This is a genomic window from Mesorhizobium sp. USDA 4775, assembly GCF_054062655.1.
Window position 1 is genome coordinate 2,216,227 of the sequence record NZ_JBSSFM010000001.1, and the last position, 20,675, is coordinate 2,236,901.

Sequence of the window (20,675 nt, forward strand, 5' to 3'; positions counted from 1 at the left end):
CGCAATCATTTCGTATCGCGTTGGTCGAGCACTTCAAGCATGGTGGTCAACATGCTTCCGACTTCTTCCGAGATTTCCTCGGGGCGAATTCCCGCCTTGATGGCGTCCGCCGTCACTTGCTCGGCGAGTTTGGCCGCAAGGGTCGGGTCGGATTTCGAATAGGGCGGCACATTATCCTCCACCCATTTCTGCAGGAATTCGATGCCGCGAGTGCTCATGATGGACCAATGCTCGTTGGAGCGGTTCGTTCCATCAAAGTATTTCACCGAAGTATATTGAGGTATATTCAAGAAAACGTCAGACCCTTGTGATCAGGGTCTGACGTTTCCCAAGGCTCACGCTACGATGAACGAGGACGCAGTCAAAGACAGATGCGGAGACAGGGTGGCAAACTGGATCTGATGTGCGCCACCCTCGCCGTCGCTGTCGAAAGACAGGGCGCCGGTCGAACTGTTATAGATGACGTGATCGCCGCTGTCGTGCGCACCCCTGCCTTCGTGGAACGCCGAGGTGGGAAGGGTGCCCGCTTGAAGGCCGGTAAACACATTGTGGTCGAGCACGATCTTGTCCTGGGTCACATTAAAATCGGTGATCTTGTCGACATTGCCGGTCTTGAGGGCGGCATTGAAGAAAAAGAAGTCCTTGCCCCCATTTCCCGTCAGCACGTCTTTCCCGCCACCGCCGTTGATGACGTTGCTGCCGGCATTTCCGTCTATGGTTTGGGAGAACTCGTTTCCCTTGAGGTTCATGGTCGTAGTGCCGGACTTGCTTGTGATGGCGAGGTGCTCGATCTCCGAGCCGGCCGACAGCGCATAGCTCACCGATGCCAGCACAGTATCGTTGCCGCCGCCCAACAGTTCCACCACCTTGTCGCCGACGTTGTTGACATAGTAGGTGTCGTTGTAGCCGCCACCGATCATCGTATCTACGCCGGTGGTGCTGTGAAACACATCCGCGCCGCCCGTGCCGTAGAAAGTGTGATCGCTGCTCGAAGGCACGGTACTGGTTGGGGGCACCGTGCTGGGAGGGGGCACAGTGCTGGTGGGCGGAGTTGTTTCGCCGGTCGAAGGCACGCTGGTGGTGCTCTGATTGTGCTGAAGGAAGAGGGCCTGCAGCGCCGGCGAGTCGCCAAGCGCGGTGTCACCCTGTTGAGAGCCCCATGCATAGGCATAGTCGAAGGCGGGCGATGGCGCAACCTTGGCCCAGTGGTCCAGCATGGTCTGCTCCTGGTCGACGCTGGGAAGGACATATTGGCCGCCCGTATCGGTGGTGTAGTTGCCGCCGCCGAACGTCTGATAAACCGGAACGATCTGGCTGAGCGGAACGCCAGAGGCGACCGCCGCGGCCACGGTCCTGTCGATCATATTGTAGTCGACGGTGCTTGTGCCGGTGCGCACCGGGTAGGGATCCACGCCGTAATAGTCGATATGCGTGTTGGCGGGATTGAAAGTGTTTGAAAAATCGGGATCAGCCGAAGACCCCATGTTCATCATGGTGATGAAGGTCTTGGCGCCGGGCAGGTGGGTGTGGATCCAGTCGGATTCCGCCTTCAGATTGTCGGCTGTGGCATAGGTTCCCCATTTGCCCGTGGGATCGGGCTCGTCGACGAGGAAGAAGCCGAACACCTTCGGGTTGCCGATGAAGGGCGTGACTTTGTCAATGAAAGACGAGGTTGCGCCATTGGCTTCATCCAGCCAAACCAGACCTTTCGTGCCAGCCGGCAAGGCGTTGAGTTCGTCCACGGATGAAACGTCGACAAGATTGAACCCGGCGGTTGCGACCTCGGAGGCCGACCCACCCGAGGCATAGTGGAGGGTTGTCATGCAAATATCCTTACGTCCGATTCGGTGGTGCCCCATGCCTGCCTATTGGAAAGGATATATTAGGGCCAAATCAAATACCGGCGCCCATTGATAGAATCGTTGATCATGGCAAGGAGAGCCTATGCGACGGGAAGGCTGCCCGGGTCCTGGTACTTGTTGATTATTTAGGGATATTTCAGCGCGGCGACGCAGCACCAGGCTGTTCTCGCTACGACGGCAGTGCCAGCGGATTTGTTGTGGATCCGTCAGCAAGATACACGGGCATCCGGTCTGGATTCAGCCTCCGCGTGCGCGAATCACCCGCTATGTGCCGCTCACTACAAAGGCTTTTTCTATCAGCGGACGGTTGTGGCTGAGATAGGGTTCAACGAGCATGTCCAGGTGCCCGCCGACGATCGGGATTATGTTCAGGCCTGTGACGAAAGCACTCCAGCCAAGGTCTGACGGAACGCCTGTGCGCCTGCATCGAAACAGGGTGGCGGTGATCGGCAATGTGGGCTTCGGTTGCGCGAGCCACTGGCCAAATGCGCGCATCCGCAGGACTTCTTCGAGCTCAAGGCGCAAGATGAATCGCGTTCTGGCGAAGCTCCTCCATTTCAGCCAGTCGATACCCCTCGCAAGCAAAGCCTCGGCGCCAAATTGGGCAAACAATTTTGCCAGAGCCCGCAAAATCATGCGATCCACCGTCACGCGATGCGTGCGGATGCGCTGGGCGGTGCGTGCGAGTCTTTCGCGATAGTTGTGCTGTCCAGGCCCGATATTGGTGTCGAGGATTCCCAGGAACGTGACCGACCGACCGGCGGCAGCAAGTTTGGCGGCAACCTCGAAGGCGACGCCGCCGCCAAGCGAATAACCGATCAGCTTCACATTGCCATCGGGCTGGGCCAGGTTGATCTGGTCGACAACCGCATCCACCATCCGCGGTATCGTGCCATCTCCCTTCAGCAGATCGTTCAGATCCCCGTAGCGCACCGCAACAACCCTGGCGACATTGCCCATCTCGGCGCCGAAGGCAGCCAGGCTTGGACCGTAACCGATCGATCCGGGCACGATGAACAAAACGGGTCTGGGGTCGGGAGTCTCGACAAGCGAGCTGCTTGTGTCTTGTCCTGGAGACGCTGCCCGGACGACATCGGCGAAACTCATCCCGACCGTGAACGCGTCCAGGTTGAGTTCCCGCCCCAGAGCCGTCTCCAGTTCCATGACGAATTGCAGCAATTTCAATGAATCGCCGCCGGCATCGTCCCAGCGGCTGCCAGCTGCCCTTTTGCCCGGGAGAATTCTCTCCCATACGGCCGCCGCGGTGCCTTCGATATCAAGCGGGTTTGCCGCCTGCCGGGCGATGGGCATGTTCTGGGCGCCTTGCGCGTTCAGTGCGCGATCCAGTTCCCGCAGCTTGACACCGTCGACCTTGCCGCCTTTGAGCCGCGGTATCTCGGCAACACTGTGCAGGCGCGTCGGGTGAACAGCCGGCGGCAGGGCCGTCCTGATCAGGTCGCGCAATTCAGCAATGAACTCGCTTCCGCCAGGTCTGGCGGGGACGGCAAAGGCCACCAGTTCGTTCGCGTCCGTCACCACCGCAACGGCATCATCCACCTGAGGCGCCCGGCGCAGGACGAGTTCCAGTTCGGCAGGTTCGACCCGCCTTCCGTTTATTTTGATCTGGCGTCCCTTTCGTCCGACGATCCACATCATTCCGGTGTCGTCGACCCTGACCAGATCGCCTGTTGCGAAGATTCGAAGCAGCGGGTTGCCGGAGTTCGCCTGGAGAGGGACGTTTTCCCCATCCGTCCAGTAGCCAAGCGTGGAGTAGTTGCCTCTGATCAGCAACTCTCCTTCATCGCCCGGGGCGACCTCGCATGCGTTCTCATCCACGACGGTGTATTCGATGCCGGGTAGCACGAAGCCAACCGGGACCGTTGCGCCGCGTTCCTGGTAGCCCCTCGGCAGGAACCATTGCGTGCCGGTCGTTTCCGTGGACGAATAGCTGATCTGGACAAGGCAGGACTCGGGGACGCTGTCTCGGAGCCGGTCGATATCGGACCATAGAATCTTTTCTCCGCCGACCCGCACGATCCGCAAGGAAGAGAATGTGTTGGGCGCAGAACCATTCATCAACACGCGCAGCAGCGCCGGCACAAGATAGACGACCGTCACCTGCCATTTCTCGAAATTGTCGCGGACGGCGCGAATGCCGGCGCTCTCTATATCCGAGAGGTACAATGTGGCGCCGCACAGCATCGGGGTCATCATCTCGCGGCATCCCGCGATCGTCGCCGGCCCGGTCAACGGCATGAAGACGTCGTCGGGACCGAAGTGGCAGGCATCCACATATTGCTGAACGCGTTGGAGGATCGCCCGCTGGCTGTTCACGACGCCCTTCGGCGCTCCGGTACTGCCTGACGTGTACAGAACGATTGCCGGAGCATCGACCGATACTTCGGGCGGCAACGCCGATAGGCTGCCATCCGGCGTTGCGGCCGTGCAACTTGTCGCGTCGATCCATTCAAGCGAGGAAGCATCCGGCCAGCCTGCCGGTTTACCTGGCCCTGGCTTGATGATCGCGGCCAGCCGCGCGCTGGTGGAAATTGCCACGAGGCGCTGAAATGGATCCCGGGGGTTCAACGGCACGGCGGGCCTGCCGGCCCGCATGGCGGCGAGCATGGCCACCGGATACCAGAGGGTATTTCCGATCAGAATCCCGACCGCCTTGCCTGGTGGGGTGGAACCGGCAATCGCAGCCGCCAGGTTTTGGACTGCGTTGAGCAGTTCCGAAAAGCTGAGGGACGTAGAGCCGTCACTGATCGCGATCTTGGCCGGGTATTTTTCGACAACCCGCTCCAGGTGCGAGAACGCCGATTTTTCGGAGAAGTCGTCGCCCATCCGCGGGAAGAGACGGGTGGTTGGTCCGCCCATATCCAGAGGGCGGGTGGAGGCCTGTTTCCATGTGAAGCCGTCTGGAGGGCTGCTGTTGCGAGCTATCACAACATCTTGATCCGCTGTCGGACCGCCAACGGATGGCAAGGCACGTGGAAAACGGCTTTCTAAACGCGGGTAGCCCGACGTCTCCAACACAGCCCCCTTGTTTTGCTGATTGGCTTTGCCGTGTCCTACGCGACCATGTCGGCCCTGGCATCGTTAGAACGAATGAGTTTCCGCTCAACTCATCGATCCGACAGCGGTTGCCGCTGCATCGCCGCACCGCCCAATGCCTTGCTTCATTTAAACAGACGAGGACAACGCGCAAGCCTGCTCCTAGCGTGAGGCTGGGTGTTGTGCGTACTGGGGCGATGAAGCCGGGCCGTGAACAGATCACAGGGCCAGCGGCTTTGCGCGGTTGGGATTCTGCCGGCATCCAGGAGGGACAGGATGAGTCCACATCTGGTTTGCATAGGAGGCGAGGATCACCGGCTTAGAATTCCGTTCCTCCTGGCGCTGCGCGAAAGGGGCTTTCGGGTCACTGCCGTCTCGAGCGATGCCGGAGACGCCTTTTCGCCTCACGGCATTCCGCATCGCAGCTTTGGGTTCGACCGCTTTGCCAGTGGCGGTGGAGAATGGGGAGCTGTCAGCGCGATCCGTAAATTGATGTCCGATTTGCGTCCGGACATTGTTCAAAGTTTCGACACCAAGCCCAACCTCCTCACGCCTCTGGCCGTGCGCGGGCAGGTTCCGGTCATTCGCACCATCAATGGGCTTGGTTGGACATTCTCATCACGGGAACCGCGGGCGCTGGCGCTACGTCCGGTCTTTTGTGGCCTTCAGGGGCTGGCGTCACTCTGGACAGCCATGACGGTCTTCCAGAATCGTGACGATCAGGCCTTCTTCGACCGCTATCGGCTGGTGGGTCGCGGCAAAGGGCGACTGATCCGGAGTTCTGGCATCGACCCGAATGCATTCTCGACAGCAAAGTACCGTGGCCCTTCGGCCGCCGCCATGCGCGAGGAGCTTGGGCTTCAGTCGGCCGAAGTCGTAATCTTTGTCGGTCGGCTGACTCGCCAGAAAGGGATTCCGACCCTGATCAAGGCGGTTCCCCGCGTCCTCTCCGAGAGGCCCAATGCGCGTTTCGTGCTTGTCGGTCCGCAGGACTCTGAAGGTCCGTTCGCGGTCAGCAGGTCCGATATCGAGCAATATGCTCCTTACGTCGTCGCCTTGGGGCCAAGGCGGGACGTTCCAGCTCTCCTTGGCATGGCGGATCTGTTCGCGTTTCCAACACAGTATCGCGAGGGCATTCCGCGCGTCCTGCTGGAAGCGGGTTTGTCCGGGTTGCCAATCGTCGCCTCGAGAATGCCCGGCTGCAATGACGTGGTTGAAGATGGCTGGAATGGCTATCTCGTCGCGCCGCGCGATGCCGATGGCCTGGCGTCCAGAATAGTCGATCTTCTGTCCGACCGCGCCCGTGGAAAGGTCATGGGCAGCCGTTCCGTCGGCCTCGTGCGGGAGCGCTTTTCGCTGTCGTGGGTCGTCGACCAGTATTGCGATCTGTACAAGACTGTCCTCGGTGGCAAATACCGCGGCAGTCTTGCTCGGCCCGCGCCCGTGATCTCGAGGGAAGAGGGTGCGCGGGCCCCCCGACTGGGTGAGGCGCGGCAATGATCCGTGATGCGATCCTGGCCTTCGGCATCGCAATGTCCTACGCGGTGCAGCTCAGCATCCCCGGGCTGCCGTTCGGCTACAGCGAACTGTTCCTCACGCTCTGGATATTGCTGTCGATCACCCGCATCCTTGCCGGCGGCCGACTGGAGGTTACGCCGGCCCTCACCAAACTTGCATGTTTCTGGGTGATCCTGACGCTTGCCCTGGGCGTGGGGTCCATCATCGGCTTTCTGACCACCACGCTGTTCCTCGATCCGTTGTTGCATGACACGATGGCGTACGTGCTGTTGGTCTGCGTTACCTGCCTGGCAGCCGCGGAACCCAACGCTGCTTCCCGTTTACGCCGTATCGCCTGGTGGATGATCGCTGTCGCGAATGCAGGCTTTGTCATCCAGGTGGGGCTTGGTTTCGGCTGGATCCATCAGTCTGGCGTCCACCCCTGGTTCTGGGACCGCTTCAGCGGTTGGTCTGACAATCCGAACCAGCTTGCGCTCTACTGCGCGCTCCTCGGTCCACTGGCCCTGCATCTTGCCACAACCACCAGCAATCCATGGGGAAGATGTCTCGGGCTGTCCAGCCTGATCCTCACCTTCTATGTCGGAAGGCTGACAAAGAGCGATACCTATCTCTATACGACGATCCTGGCCTGCCTGATCCTTCTTGGGCTGAGGGTTCGGGCATGGCTTACTAGCGACGGCGGCAAGGTCAGCCTTTCACGGCAACTTGCCCTCCTGTTCACCGTTGCATTCCTTCCATTGGCGGTCTCCATCGCGCCTTACGCCCTCAGCGAGGCCGCCAACGCCGAAAACTTCGCCAAGAGCCTCACCAAGGACAAGGGCGGGGAAGCAACCGCGGAAACCGCGACACTTCGCCTCCAGCTTTGGGACGAGGCATTGGACAAGGGAGCAAGATCCGGATCGCTGGGTCTCGGACCAGGCCCGCACCTTGATCGTCCCTCCACAGTCGATCAGCAGTTTCTGCCGCGGCCTTTCGAGGCCCATAGCACGATCCTCGATCTCTACACTCAGGGTGGCCTGATTTCAGTCCTGGCCTTGCTGTGGATCCTCGGCTCGGCCGCCTTGTCCGCCTGGGGCGCGAGACAGGACACGCTCGTGGCGCTCGTGGCTTCGATCGCTGTCTTCAGTGCTCCGCACCTGATCATCCGCCATCCGATCGTGTGGTTCTGTGTGACCCTCTGCCTTGTCGCCGGAACGCCGCAGGCGGTCCCCGCGATCGTTCGCCAGAGGAGATATTAGAATGTGTGGGATCGCCGGAATCCTCTTGGCGCCCGATGCAGCCAATACCAACTCGCTCAGGGCGATCGGGCCGATGATGATGGCCCTTCGTCATCGCGGGCCCGATGGCGAGGCATTCTGGACGAGCCGTGAAGCCGGGATCGCCTTCGGGCACCGGCGTCTGGCCATCGTCGACCTGTCGGAGGCCGGTCGCCAGCCGATGCACTCCGCGAGCGGCCGGTATGTCATTACCTTCAATGGCGAAATATACAATTTTCGCGATCTGCGCCGCGAACTGGAAGGGGCGGGCCACCATTTCCGCGGCACCAGCGACACGGAAGTGATGCTGTGCGCGATCGAGAGTTGGGGTCTCGAGGCGGCACTTGCGCGCTTCGCCGGCATGTTTGCTTTCGGGCTATGGGATCTGAAGAACCGGACTCTCCACCTCGCCCGCGACCGGATGGGCAAAAAGCCGCTCTACGTCGCCTCGACACCTGAAGCGCTTGTCTTCGCCTCGGAGCTGAAGGCGATCACCTGCTTCCCGGGCTTCGCCCCTGAACTCGATGTCGATGCGGCGGCGACGATGCTTTCGAAAGGGTGGGTGCCGGATGACCGTTGCATCTGGCAGGGCGTGTTCAAGCTGCCGCCCGGTTCAGTCCTGTCGGTGACGGCGGCGGATTTCGCCAATGCCCGTGGCGCCGGCTCGCTTGCGCATCGCATTCGCCGCTGGTGGTCGCTGGCCGATGTCGCCTGCAAGGCGCAGCGGAATCCGATCGCCGGCAGCGACGAGGACCTTACGACCGAACTCGACAGCCTGCTTCGCCTTGCCGTCAAAGAACGAATGGTTGCCGATGTGCCGCTTGGCGCCTTTCTGTCGGGTGGAATTGACAGCTCGGCGGTCGTCGCCCTGATGCAGGCGCAGTCCCCGACGCCCGTTCGCACGTTCACCATAGCGTTCGGCGAGAGCGGGTTCGACGAGGCCCCTCATGCGGCCGCGGTTGCGCGGCATCTGGGCACCGACCATACGGAACTTCATCTTTCACCGGCCGCGGCGCTTGAGGTCATCCCGGAGTTGCCGAGGATCTGGGACGAGCCGTTCGCCGACGAGTCGCAGATACCGACGCTGCTGGTGTCGCGCCTCGCCCGGCGGCACGTCACCGTGGCTCTGTCGGGCGATGGCGGCGACGAGTGCTTCGCGGGCTACTCTCGACACTTCCTGGCAACCCGCCTCAGAAGGCAGCATGAGCTGCCATCATCATTTCGGCGGATGTTGGCGGCGGGGGCAGGATTGCTCGCCCAGGCCTCCCAGAAAGACATGTTCGGCAGCCTGCCGCTTTCGGCGAACATGCGGCACGGATTGCGCGGTGACCGGTTGAACCGCCTCGCCCGCCTGTTCGCGGCGGCAAATGAGGACCAACTGCTTCAGCGGCTGACGGAATCTTCGACCAACAAGCTTCTTCATCACAAGCCAGCGGCATCCAATGCCAGCGCCACACAGCTCGACGGCCTGCTGTCGCGCCTCCTGTTCGACGACATGACCGGCTATCTCCCCGGCGACATCCTGGTGAAGCTCGATCGCGCCACCATGGCCAACAGCCTCGAGGGGCGATGCCCGATCCTGGACCATCGCGTCGTTGAATTCGCCTGGCGCCTGCCAACCGATGCCAAGGTGCGAAGTGGCAAGGGCAAATGGATACTGCGCCAGCTCCTTGATCGTTATGTACCGCGCCGACTGGTCGATCGGCCCAAGCAGGGTTTCGACGTTCCGATCGGAGCCTGGCTGAGAGGACCCCTGCGCGACTGGGCAACGGATATCATTGCCACGACACGCCTGTCCGGAGATGGGGTCATCGACTGTGCGAAGGTCGACGCATGTTGGCGCGATCATCTGCATGGAAACCAGGATCATTTCCGTGACTTGTGGCCGCTGCTGATGTTCCAGGCATGGCGCAACGAAGCCATGCGGCCATCGGCGCCGGCAACGCACGCTTCTTACGATATCGAACTGACAGGGGATTGAGATGGAAGGTTCCATAGCCAGCCGCGCCAGGCTTCCGCGTGCCACGCAGATGGCCGTCGCTACGCTCGACACCAATCCGCGGATGAGGCGACCGCCGCGCGAGCCCGTGCAACCGCCGTCTCCCTTCCATCAGCTCGTCGTCACTCTGGCGACGGGAAAATGGCTCTTGCTTGCCGTGGCCCTTCTGGGCGGCATACTGGCCGGCCTCGCGGGCTTTGCTCGTCCGGTGCTGTTCGAGGCGACGACCCAGATCATCATAGACGCCCCGAGCACCGGCACTTCGAACCCTACGGCGACCGCCCAGGACTCGCTGGATTCGAGCATCGATGACCATCTGACGATGCTCTCGTCGCAAGCCCACCTGCGCCGAGTTCTGACGGCACTGCGCCAACCGCAGGCAGCCGACGCCGCCGGAAAAAGCGGCATCAGTGCCGTCCCGCCCACCTCAGGCTCGTTCGTGGGCAACCTGCTGAGCCGGGTCTGGTCGAAGGGTGGACCTGCCGCCGAAAGTCCGGAAGCTGCGGATGCGGCCGCGCTGAAGACGCTGCGGGGCGGAATGAGGGTCGGACAAGAGCTGCGCTCGCGCGTCATCACCATCGGCTTCACCGATACCAGTCCGGTACGTGCCGCGCTTGTCGCGAACACATTCGCTCAGGTGTATATCGAAGATCTCGTACAGAAACGGCGTGCATCGGATCAGCGCGAACTGGAATCGCTGGTCGCCAGCCTGCCGCAAGTACAAAGGGACCTGGTCGACGCGACCGATCGGCTGGAGACGTACCGGCTGACGCATGGCGCCGTTGATCAAAGCGCGGCCAACAACGCGGCCAATGAGACAGCGGAGCTCGGCCGACAGATCTTCTTGTCGAAAGCCAATCTTTCCGCCTCGGAATCGCGCCTTCACCATATCGAGGACCTGCGAAAGGCGGGCGCCCCTGTATCGGCCATCGCTGAAGAAATCGGATCGCCTGTGTTGGCCGACCTCCTGACACGTCAGTCGGGTGCCGCTGCGGACGGCGATCTGGGCAGTGCGATCAACCGTGAGATAGAGCAGGGCATCGCGCGCATTGCCGCCGAGGCAAACGTCTACCGCGCCCAGGTTGCGGCTCTCGAGGACCGCAAGAGGGTGCGCGACGCGGCCGTGGCCGACACTGCGAGCCAGCTTTCCGGCTTGCGTGCCCTTGAGCCGCAGGTCACTATCGTGACACAGCACTACAACGAGCTCCTTAGCCGGCAGCAGGACCTGATACGGCGCATCGCCGCTCCCTCGCCAGGTGTAGCGGTCCTGTCGACGGCATGGCCGCCGTCAAATCCCAGCACCCTGTCGAGAATTTTCCTGGTTCCACCCGGCATGATCGTATTTGGTCTGATGGCGGCGGTCTTCGTCCTGATCCGTAACATGTTCAACCAGACCTTGCGCAGCGAAGCTGAAGCCGAGGCCGAGCTTGGGATCCCGTGCGTAGGACTGCTTCCCAAGGTTTCGGGACTCCATGCCAAACAATTGCGGCATCTGGTTCTGGGCCAGCAGAACTCGCCGTTCAGTCGCGCGGCGACATCCCTTCTGGTCACTGCGGCGCCAACTCAGGGAAGGGGGCAGCCGCCGCACATCGTCCTCGTGACGTCCAGCATCCTGGACGATGGCAAGACAGAGTTGGCGTGGAGCCTGGCGCTGGCGGCAACGCGATTGGGAGGAAGGGTGCTTTTCCTCGACCTCGACCGCAAGGACGCGCGCCTCACGAACGAGTTTCGTGGCGAATTCGGCACCATCAAGGCTCACAACTCCTTTGGAGACTATGTGAGTGAACGCTGCGTGCTCCAGGATGCGATCACGAGAATGCCAGAAGTCGGCATCGATCTCATGGCCGCTCCAGCACCTTCGGATGATCTGCTGACGCTTCTGTCCACGGTCGACAAATCCCAGTTCACCGAAGAACTTCTCTCGGTCTACGACGTCGTCATCATCAACGGGCCGTTGGGACTCGGAGGCCCCGAAACCAGGCTCCTGAAGCGCTGGGCCGACGCAGTGCTTTTTGCCGTTCGATGGGCCAAGACGAGGCGCAGCATCGCCCGTGGCGTTCTGGAGTCGCTCCGGGCCGGTGGATCCGTCGCAGTTCCAGTCGGGAGTGTGCTCACCCAGGTGAATTTAAAGCGGTACGCCGGCTCCAGGCTCGAGGACAACGCCGACCTGCTGTTGGAGAGGGTTTGATGAGAACCGTCGTCTCCGCTCTTCAAAAAATGCCACAGGGAACCAACTGCGTTCCAGCAATCGGACCTGCCCCAGAATGATCATTGAATTTTTCGGACCGCCAGGATCCGGCAAAACAACATTTGCGCATGCGCTCGCGCAGCAGTTGCGCGGGAAAGGCTATCACGCCAAGGTCGCTCTCAGCTATAAGCCCAGCACCAGGGCCGGAAGCTTCGACCTTGGGATCATTCTGTTCGTCTCCAGAATAGTATCGGCGATATTCTCGACTGCTGGAATATTTCTATCGTCGATCGGGCGACTGGACGATATTTCAAGTTCGGTGTCGATGGTGAGGTTGATACCGCCAAAGAAACGAATGTGGCGCGCCCGGATCTGGCGATATATCTTGCACCTTTCGCGTTGCTGGAGCGCCGCGAAGCAATCGCCCGAAATTGTCATATTCGATCAAGGATACGTTCAAGCGATTGGATCGCTGGCGATGTTCAATGGGGGCAACGACCGCGAAGCGCTCGAAAAGGCGCTCAGCCTCGCGCCGCCGGCCGATCTCACCATCAGGCTGGTGGTGCCATCTGCGATCGTTGAGAGCCGTCTCAGACATCGGATGGAGCACGAGCCGCCGGCGGAGCGGATTTTCGAGGCCGACTTGGACGTGAATATGAGCGCCTTTGGCGTGTTCGAATCGATAAACGATCTCCTCGCGATTTCCGGCCGAAGTGTCGTTTCCGTTGAGAACGCCGACAGTCAATCAGGGCTCAAAAGTATTTGTAAGGTCGAGAAGCAAATCATTTCCGCGCTGTCACGGATGGATAAAGGATTCGCAAATCGAGACCAAAAAGAAAGCGCACCACTTGCGCATGCTGCGGCAATCGATAGTCGCGTGTCTCGAAAGTCTCCGGGCCATCCCGCCGGTGCTCTTCCAATAGCCACACCCCGGCGAAATAGGGACGTCGGCTCGCGGCTCGCGAGGGCGAGCGTCTTCGCCCTCTTGATCTATATCGGAGGTGCTGGGCTGACCAGCCTTGCACAGCTGGCCATTGCGCGCCTCATCGGGCCTCGCGACTACGGGATCTATGCCTACGTTCTAGCCTGGACCTCCGTGCTCGCCTATCTGGCAACGCTTGGTTTCAATGTGTCCCTGTTGCGTTTTGTGCCCGCCTATAGAGCCAACGGCAGGCTTGATCTGGCGCGAGGGGTGATAAGATTCGCCCTGCGGAGATCGCTGCTCGCGGCGACACTGTTCGGGATGGCGGGTGCTGCCTTGGTCCTTTTCTTTTCAGAGCAGGCGCAACCGGATCATACGCAAAGAGGACTTGAGATAAGCACCATGCTTGGCATGGCGGCCGTACCCTTGATTACCGCTTATGCCATTGGCGCTACGCTTGTGCGTGCTTTCGGCGGCGTGGTTTCGGCATTGTTGCCGGAGCGCATCGTGCGAGACGGGCTGCTGCTGGTATTGGTGGCGATCATGGCCGGGTCCGGATTGTGGGCGGTGCACGCACCGCAAGTGATGCTGGCGGTGCTGACAAGTTCGGCCATCACGGTTGCGCTGGTGTTCATCACCGCCAGGAAGTTTGAACCACCTGGCCTGCGGCAGGCTCAGCCCGCTTACGAACCGAGGGGATGGTGGCTTGCCGTCCCCCCGCTCATGCTCATCACCGGCCTCGATGTTTTCGTCAGTCGTGCCGGCGTGCTGGTGTTGGGCTGGACCAACCATATCCGTGAGGCCGGTATTTTCGCCCTGGCGTTGAACGTGGCGATGCTTGTGGGGCTTTCCCGCATCGCTGTCGCTACCATGTTTTCGCCTACAGCGGCCGACCTGCATGCCAGAGGCGATCATAAAGGCCTGCAGCAGCTGTTCGCGCGGGCCACCTTGCTGTCTGCGGGCGGCGCCATCGCGGTGGCCATCCCAATGATGGTGATTGCCGAGCCGTTCTTGAGCTTCTTCGGGGAGGGCTTTGCTGCGGGAGCGCCAATCGCGCGGGTTCTCATTTTGGGCTATGTTTTTGTTGCGCTGTGCGGGCCTCAGCAGAATCTGCTGGCGATGACCGGAAACGAATGGGCCGCGGCAACGACCATGATCGCCGGCGCGGCGGCCAACGTCATAGCCTGTGCCGTGGGCGTCGAGATATACGGCCCAATTGGCGCGGCTGTCGGTGTCGCGCTTGCCCTGGCCATCTGGAACGTTGCCATGGCGGTCTATATCGGCAAGCGACTGAAGATGCTGCCTGGCTTGGTGTCTGCCCTGCTCTCGATCAAGCCAAGCGCGATTGGCGGCCTACAATGGAACTGGTTATTGAGAGCCGGCAAATGAAGTGGCCGATCCATCGATGATGTCCCTCACGACAGCGCCGGATCGATCGGCGTGCGACCGCTAGCCCATGCCTCCAACATGGTTGAAGGAGCAGGTCAGTGGCGGCCCCAAAGACGCATCGATGGTCATCTGCCTCGCGACACAATCGCACCCCGCCGACGCGGCCTTTGCATCTTATGGCCCTCATGCGTCATTTGAAGGAGTATTGGTGGGAGGCGCGCCTCGTCAGCCGAACCGGCGGTGTGCTCGCCGTCCGGCCTCCCGTGGTCTCGCCCTATGCCTGAATGAACGCTTGTCGTTCTCGGCCGACGGGGCTTGCATGGAAATCCCGGTACCATTCCACGAAACGTTGCACGCCGTCCTCCAGTGCCGTCGCCGGTGCGAAGCCGACAGCGCGGCGAAGATCGCTTACGTCGGCGCGGGTTTTCAGGACGTCACCTGGAGGTAAAGGCACGTTGACGCGAAGGGCGCGGCGGCCAAGGGCAGTTTCGATGATTGCGATCAGACGGTTGATTTCTTCGGGCCGGTCATTGCCGATATTGTAGATCCGATATGGCGCCGAACTGGTGGCGGGGTCAGCCGCGCGGCTGTCCCAGTCCGGATCCGGACGAGGCGGCGCGGCGAGCACGCGAACCACCCCTTCTACGATGTCGTCGATATAGGTGAAATCTCGCCATACGCGGCCGGCATTGGCAATCTCGATCGTGCGCCCCTCGGCGATGGCATGGGTGAACGTATAGACTGCCATGTCAGGCCTGCCCCAGGGACCATAGACGGTGAAGAAGCGCAATCCTGTCACCGGCAAGCCGAACAGGTGGCTGTAGGAATGCGCCATGCATTCGTTTGCGCTTTTGGTCGCGGCATAGAAGCTGACCGGATGACTGGCGCCATGGTGCTCGGAAAAAGGTATGCTTCGATTGGCGCCGTAAACGGAACTCGACGAGGCATAAACGAGATGGCTGACGCCGGCGTGCCGGCAGCCCTCCAGAACATTGAGAAACGCCACTACATTCGACTGCACATAGGCATGCGGGTCGGCGAGCGAATAACGCACCCCAGCCTGGGCGGCGAGGTGCACGAAGTGCGATGGCTGGAAGTCGGAAAACAGCGCCTTCACCCGCGCCTGGTCCGCCAGGTCCATCCGCATGGGAGTGAACCTCGGCTCGGCACAGAGCTGCGCAAATCGCGCCTCCTTCAGCCCGACGTCGTAGTAGGGCGTAAAATTGTCGACGCCGATAACGACAAGGCCGCGCCGCAAAAGCCGCAACGCGACATGAAACCCGATGAAACCGGCGGCACCTGTGACGACGATCGGTCCCGCGCGTGCAAGTTTCAGTACAGCACCATCCGACCGCGTACGAGCGGCATCAGCCAGCTTGTGGACCGTCGAATTTGGTTCGACCATGGCAAGTCACTCCAATTGTGAGATTCCGCGCTCCGCCCGCGTTCGATAGCGCGTGGACAGGCTGGAGATGGCACCGCCAGCTTTGCAATCTGCGCAACCGCGGCCGCAGAATTTGCGGCCGCGTTGCCATGGCACATATCTCGGTTTGCTGAATTCGAGCGGGTGCTGACGCCCGCCGAAATCGCTATTTCATGGCAGGACCGAAATGCGTCCCAGAAGAGCAACCAGTTCAGCCTGACGCCTTGTTTCGGTCTTGGCGAACAGCGAGGCAAGCTGGGAGCGGATCGTCGTGCGACTGAGATGCCAACTGCGAGCAATCTCCAGGGGCGCATCGCCTTGCGCCAGGCGCAATGCCAGCTGCGTCTCCGCGCTGGTCAGACCGAACATCCTTTGCAAGGTCTGAGGGTTGGCCGCCGATGTGTTCTCCCGGTCCAGCAATGCGACGATGCTTGTCCCGTCGGGTGTGACGACGCCCGCCTCATTCAGGATCACAGGCCTGTCGCCTCTGCTGCGGATCACCACCCATGAGAGTAATCCCGGCTGGAAATGGACCGGAACATTCGCGACCAGCCGCCTTAGCCCCGCGGACAGCTCGACGGCCGTGTCAGCCGCTTCGCCCTGGCGCTCAAGCGTCTCCTGCGCGGCTGCGTTCCATTCGATTACTTTCCTGTCGCGGTCCAGCACGATATAGCCGCAGCCGATACGCTCAAGCATGCCGGTTATGGATTCCAAACTGCGTCGCTGCGGCCCGCCAGGTCTGGCGTCTGGCCGATCCGAAAGATGTATCGGACGTGCGTGACGAGAATCTTTCAATACAATGTATTGGCTGACTGCAACGGTTTCGTTGCGCCTCTCAATCAGTGTCATCGCTTCTACCCCAACCCTAGTTGCTGCCCACTCAAGTAAATCTTGTGTGATTTACTTGATTCGAATTCCGCCTGCTGGCGGGAACTTGCTCCTTCGACTCGAATTTCGACACAATTGTAGAAATCTGCGGAAGGTTTTTCCGCAGCGTTCCTTGAATATGGCTTCCTGAAGAACCCTGCCGATCCTGATTCTATTCGCAGGCAAAGGCATGGCAATCCGGCAGTGGTATTAGGCTGCCTCCTCGTGGCCTAGTCTCGACGAACTAGACATAAGGATGTAGTCTGGGCGCATGGGTTCGTATCTGCGCTGGCTTAAATCGAACGTGTCAAGCACCCCGTTGGCTCATGTAGCTTCGCTATTGGTGCTTGCCGGATCGATAATACTCGAAGCGATAAATACGATATACATCGGCCAGGGGGTTACGTTTATTGCGTTTATCCCCGTAATTATTGTTATCGTGTACCTCGAAGGGCGGTTGGTTGCCATCGCCGTAACGCTTCTCATGGCCGCCGCCGGCTTGTGGATGCGACGCGTCCTGAACGCCCAACTCTCAGCTGAAGACTGGACGAGCGCTATCTTCCTTCTGGTCTCGGGTGGCCTGATCGCATCCGTGTTCCATCGCCTGCGACAGGATTTGCGCGGGGCGCTCGAGGTTGCAGAGGCGAGGCTCGCTGCCATCGATGCAGCCGAGAGCCGCTATCGTTGGGCCTTCGAGCGCGCTGCCTTGGGTTTTGCAAATGCCAATCGACGTGGCGAACTGTTGCAATCGAACAGACGTTTTTTTGAGATGACCGGCTACGGAGAAAAGGAGCTTGCCCAGCTGAAGCTGGAAGGGCTCGTTCTTCCCGACGATCGAGATGCCGTGCGGGCCTTGTTGAAGGATCTGGATAATGGCGCCGCGTCGTCCGCGGCCGATATTCGCGTGTTGCGCAAGGACGGCAAGGCATTCTGGGCTCGTCTGGCCCTGTCCTCGTCGCGGCCTGACGAGGCATCCACCGAAAGCGTGTTCGTGGTGGTCGACGATATTTCCGAGCGACGAGCCGCACGCGAGGCCCTCCGGGCTCAGAAGGAATGGCTCGATCTCGCTCTGTCTGCCGGACGCCTGGGCACGTGGCGAATAGATATCAAGGAGGGGACAGTCGCGGGCTCCGGCAAGTTCTGGGACATTCTCGGCCTGCCCTCCAAGCCCGTCCGCCCCTTGGAAGAACTCTCGGCCGTGGTCCATCCGGCCGACTGGCCGAAATTGGCTGCCTCGGCAAAACCCTCGCAGGCAGTGAACTACGACGTCGAGATTCGTGTCAGGCGGATGGACGGGCACATACGCTGGGTTGCTCTGCGCGGACGGCAGGAAGAACATGGCGACCGCGCAATGCGCATCGGGGTGGCGGCCGATCTGACAGAACGTCGACAGACCACGCTTCTTCGCGCCGCCGTAAAGAAGCACGAGCGCATCATGCTCGAAGACCGCCATCGGTTCAGCAATTTGTTCCCGGTGATCACGGCCCTGGTAAAAATGATCAATGTTCCCGAGAACGACGTTGCCAAATACAAGGAGATGCTGATCGATCGGATCAGAACGCTGGAAGCGACGCATCTCATCCTGTCTCGTCATAAGAGCCTGTCGGGGATGCTCCACGATCTCGTGGCTCGGGAGTTGCAGCCCTTCAAGGAGACACGGGACATAACGATCAGTGGCCCCTCGCTCACAGTGCCAAGTGGCGTCGCAGAGAGCTTTGCGATGATCCTTCACGAGCTGACGACAAACTCCGTGAAACACGGCGCGTTGGGTGACTCACAAGGCAAGGTCGGAGTTAAGTGGCAATTCGCATCCGACGGGGCAGGGGACGATCTGGTTTTCGATTGGGTGGAATCGGGAGGTCGGAAGAACTCAAACGTCGTGCGCCATGGGTTCGGGTCCATGATAATCGGCGTGGACGGCACGCCGCTTGTCGGGCATTCGCCGAAATTGGAAATATCGGAGTATGGATTGCGATATTCGTTGCGATTATCGCGGAAGGAGATTGAGTTGTAGTGCCTGCCGCTCCGAAAGCGACTTCGGATTTGGGCACATGCACAGTAAGACGATCAAAAGCGCGCCGGTTCATGGGACGCGCCTAAGTCTATCCCATGCATGCCGGTCCGAACCGCTTCCCGCTTCGGGTGGCAAACATCAGTTCATATTTCTCGACATCCACGTTTGCAGCAAAACGGCTGCTTCAGTCCGGTTTCGCACCCCGAGCTCGCGCAGAATGGCGGCGGCATGGATTTTCGTTGTCGCTTCGGCAATATCCAGATTGCGGGCGATCTCCTTGTTCGAGTACCCTTCCGCCATCAGCTTGAGGACGTCCCTTTGCCTCGATGTCAGTCTGCCAAGATCGCTTGAGCCCATGCGCTGACGGATTGGATTTTTCACCGAGGGGAGGGCGGCATACGCTCTCTGGTCGGCAGACGTTCGAGACAAGAGTGATGGTACATAGATCCGGCCTGCAAGGATCTCATTTACTGCCAAAACGACTTCTTCGTCTTTTTGCGATTTGACGATGTAACCGTGAAGCCCGATCGAAAGAGCGGTCAGGATCTCCGAGCGAGAATCGTCCCCGGAAACGATCGCAAAACGTGTGTCAGGATACGCAGAGAGAACGTCGCTGAGCACCTCCTGGTTAACCAGCCCCGGCATGTTCAGGTCGAGGATCGCAAGATCGATGGATGCCTGCTCCTCTAGAAGATTGACCACAGCATCGAAACACGAGGCCTCGAATATTTCGGCGTTTGGAATTCCAGCCAAAAGTGCCAGCCGAAGGCCGCGCCGATACAAGCCGTGATCGTCGGCGATGACGATCCGATACATTGAACTACCCCAACGCGTTACCCGGTTCCCGACGAGAACACTCGCTGGAACCTCCCAGTCCTCTGTGATGGTCGGAACCGCGGTGAGTCTAAAAGTCGTAGCCAACCGCTGGTCATCACATCACTGTGATGGTCGCAGCGTCCCAACCCACGCACATCACACATGGCTAATATAATACTAATTTGTGAGAGCCGTCGTTATTTTTTTTAACGCTGGCGTCCCGTGCCTGCCTACCGAGCGATATCGAGTGCCCGCCTCCAATGTTCGGTGTGCGGCAGGGCATTTTGATGGCGGCACTTGCCTTCACCGAGGGTGCGCGGGATGGTTCCGGCACTTGGCGGATCGCTGCTTTTTGATCGCAGGACTCGTTCGGCTTCATTGGTCTCATGGCCAGGTCCAGATGCTTGGGTCCGTCCTTGATCTCACGGTTATCTAATACCGGAAACGCTTCGGATCGGTACCATTCGAATGCACGACGACAGCCGCCCCGGCTGTCACATACCCTTCAAGTATGATGTTCGGATTGCCGCCGAGGGTCGAGCCGGATTTGACGGAATGCCAGGTCCGAATGAGCTCGAACACGAAATGCCCGGACACAGGCAATTGCAAATCAGGAGGATCGGATGAAAGCGGTGATTCAATGTGGTGGGATGGGTACGCGCCTTCGGCCCTTCACGTCGGTCCTACCGAAACCCTTGATGCCGATAGGAGCCAGGCCCGTTCTTGAGCTGCTTCTGAAGTGGCTGCGGCGCAACGGCATCGAGGAGGTCTATATCACGACCGGGTATCTCGGGCACCTGATCCGCAGCGTCTGCGGCGACGGATCGCAATGGAATCTGAAGATCAAATACACGCAGGAAATGGAGCCATTGGGCACCATTGGGCCTCTCTCTCTGATCAGGGATGAACTGAACGACACCTTTGTCGTGCTCAACGGCGATGTTCTTACCGACCTGAGCCTCAGCCGGTTTGTGGCGGCGCACCGCATGCATAAGGATCCGGTTACGATCGCCACTGCCTGCCGCCTCATCAAGATGGATTTCGGCGTCATCGACGAGGTCGACAATGCCGTTCAGCTCTTCCGGGAAAAGCCGACGCTTTCCCACCTTGTCAGCATGGGGATTTACTGCATGAACCCGGATGTCCTGCGGTTCATACCTTCGGGCATCCCATTCGGGTTCGATGACCTGATGTTGCAGATGATGCAGGGTGGCACGACCGTGCACGTGTACAAGCATGACGGTCTCTGGCTCGATATCGGTCGCGTCGATGACTTCCAAAATGCGCAGGCGATTGCCTGGGAAGAGCAGTCGACCTCGATCGAGGTAGCCGCCGCGGCCGCATGAAATCCGGATGTAGAGGCCGAA

At 60.2% G+C, this 20,675-nt stretch carries 13 protein-coding genes; 7 read left to right on the forward strand and 6 right to left on the reverse strand.

What is annotated here, in order from left to right:
- Positions 1–5: 5 nt before the first annotated feature.
- The 3 genes from ACVILI_RS10675 to ACVILI_RS10685 form a co-directional block, all read right to left on the reverse strand.
- Positions 6–218, reverse strand: coding sequence for a DUF768 domain-containing protein (locus ACVILI_RS10675; protein WP_019860134.1), 213 nt, complete (start codon positions 216–218; stop codon positions 6–8).
- 117 nt (positions 219–335) lie between these two features.
- Positions 336–1,823, reverse strand: a complete 1,488-nt coding sequence (locus ACVILI_RS10680; RefSeq protein ID WP_240565085.1) for a calcium-binding protein — start codon at positions 1,821–1,823, stop codon at positions 336–338.
- Positions 1,824–2,126: 303 nt separating this feature from the next.
- Positions 2,127–4,898, reverse strand: a complete 2,772-nt coding sequence (locus tag ACVILI_RS10685) for an AMP-binding protein (RefSeq protein WP_240565083.1) — start codon at positions 4,896–4,898, stop codon at positions 2,127–2,129.
- A gap of 294 nt (positions 4,899–5,192) precedes the next feature.
- On the opposite strand from ACVILI_RS10685, the gene ACVILI_RS10690 reads away from it, so the two are divergent.
- The 5 genes from ACVILI_RS10690 (at position 5,193) to ACVILI_RS10710 (ending at position 14,188) form a co-directional block, all read left to right on the forward strand.
- A complete protein-coding gene (locus ACVILI_RS10690; RefSeq protein WP_038644791.1) occupies positions 5,193–6,416 on the forward strand; it encodes a glycosyltransferase in 1,224 nt (407 codons plus the stop codon).
- Positions 6,413–7,672 carry an O-antigen ligase family protein gene (locus ACVILI_RS10695; RefSeq protein ID WP_038644793.1) on the forward strand — a complete coding sequence of 420 codons (1,260 nt, stop codon included), beginning with the start codon at positions 6,413–6,415 and terminating at the stop codon, positions 7,670–7,672. Before ACVILI_RS10690 ends, ACVILI_RS10695 begins: the two co-directional genes overlap by 4 nt.
- 1 nt (position 7,673) lies before the next feature.
- The gene (gene asnB, locus ACVILI_RS10700; RefSeq protein ID WP_038644795.1) at positions 7,674–9,671 is read left to right on the forward strand and encodes an asparagine synthase (glutamine-hydrolyzing); all 1,998 of its coding nucleotides are present in this window, start codon (positions 7,674–7,676) and stop codon (positions 9,669–9,671) included.
- A 1-nt stretch (position 9,672) separates the two neighbouring features.
- Positions 9,673–11,877, forward strand: a complete 2,205-nt coding sequence (locus ACVILI_RS10705; RefSeq protein WP_019860128.1) for a GumC family protein — start codon at positions 9,673–9,675, stop codon at positions 11,875–11,877.
- Between the two features lie 76 nt (positions 11,878–11,953).
- Positions 11,954–14,188: an oligosaccharide flippase family protein gene (locus ACVILI_RS10710; RefSeq protein WP_051726731.1), complete on the forward strand. Its 2,235-nt coding sequence runs from the start codon at positions 11,954–11,956 to the stop codon at positions 14,186–14,188.
- A 274-nt stretch (positions 14,189–14,462) separates the two neighbouring features.
- Here the strand turns inward: ACVILI_RS10710 and ACVILI_RS10715 are convergent, their stop codons facing one another.
- Complete coding sequence (locus tag ACVILI_RS10715) at positions 14,463–15,524, reverse strand: NAD-dependent epimerase/dehydratase family protein (protein WP_038652178.1); 1,062 nt, start codon at positions 15,522–15,524, stop codon at positions 14,463–14,465.
- Positions 15,525–15,782: 258 nt separating this feature from the next.
- Entirely contained in the window at positions 15,783–16,460 is a 678-nt protein-coding gene (locus tag ACVILI_RS10720; protein ID WP_019860125.1) for a helix-turn-helix transcriptional regulator, read from the reverse strand.
- 289 nt (positions 16,461–16,749) lie between these two features.
- On the opposite strand from ACVILI_RS10720, the gene ACVILI_RS10725 reads away from it, so the two are divergent.
- On the forward strand, positions 16,750–18,492 hold the full coding sequence (locus ACVILI_RS10725; protein WP_038644798.1) for a sensor histidine kinase: 1,743 nt from the start codon (positions 16,750–16,752) through the stop codon (positions 18,490–18,492).
- Between the two features lie 138 nt (positions 18,493–18,630).
- Here ACVILI_RS10725 and ACVILI_RS10730 read toward each other — a convergent pair whose 3' ends face one another.
- Positions 18,631–19,308: a LuxR C-terminal-related transcriptional regulator gene (locus ACVILI_RS10730; RefSeq protein ID WP_019860122.1), complete on the reverse strand. Its 678-nt coding sequence runs from the start codon at positions 19,306–19,308 to the stop codon at positions 18,631–18,633.
- A 623-nt stretch (positions 19,309–19,931) separates the two neighbouring features.
- Here ACVILI_RS10730 and ACVILI_RS10735 point away from each other — a divergent pair.
- Entirely contained in the window at positions 19,932–20,654 is a 723-nt protein-coding gene (locus tag ACVILI_RS10735; RefSeq protein WP_019860119.1) for a nucleotidyltransferase family protein, read from the forward strand.
- Positions 20,655–20,675: the final 21 nt, after the last annotated feature.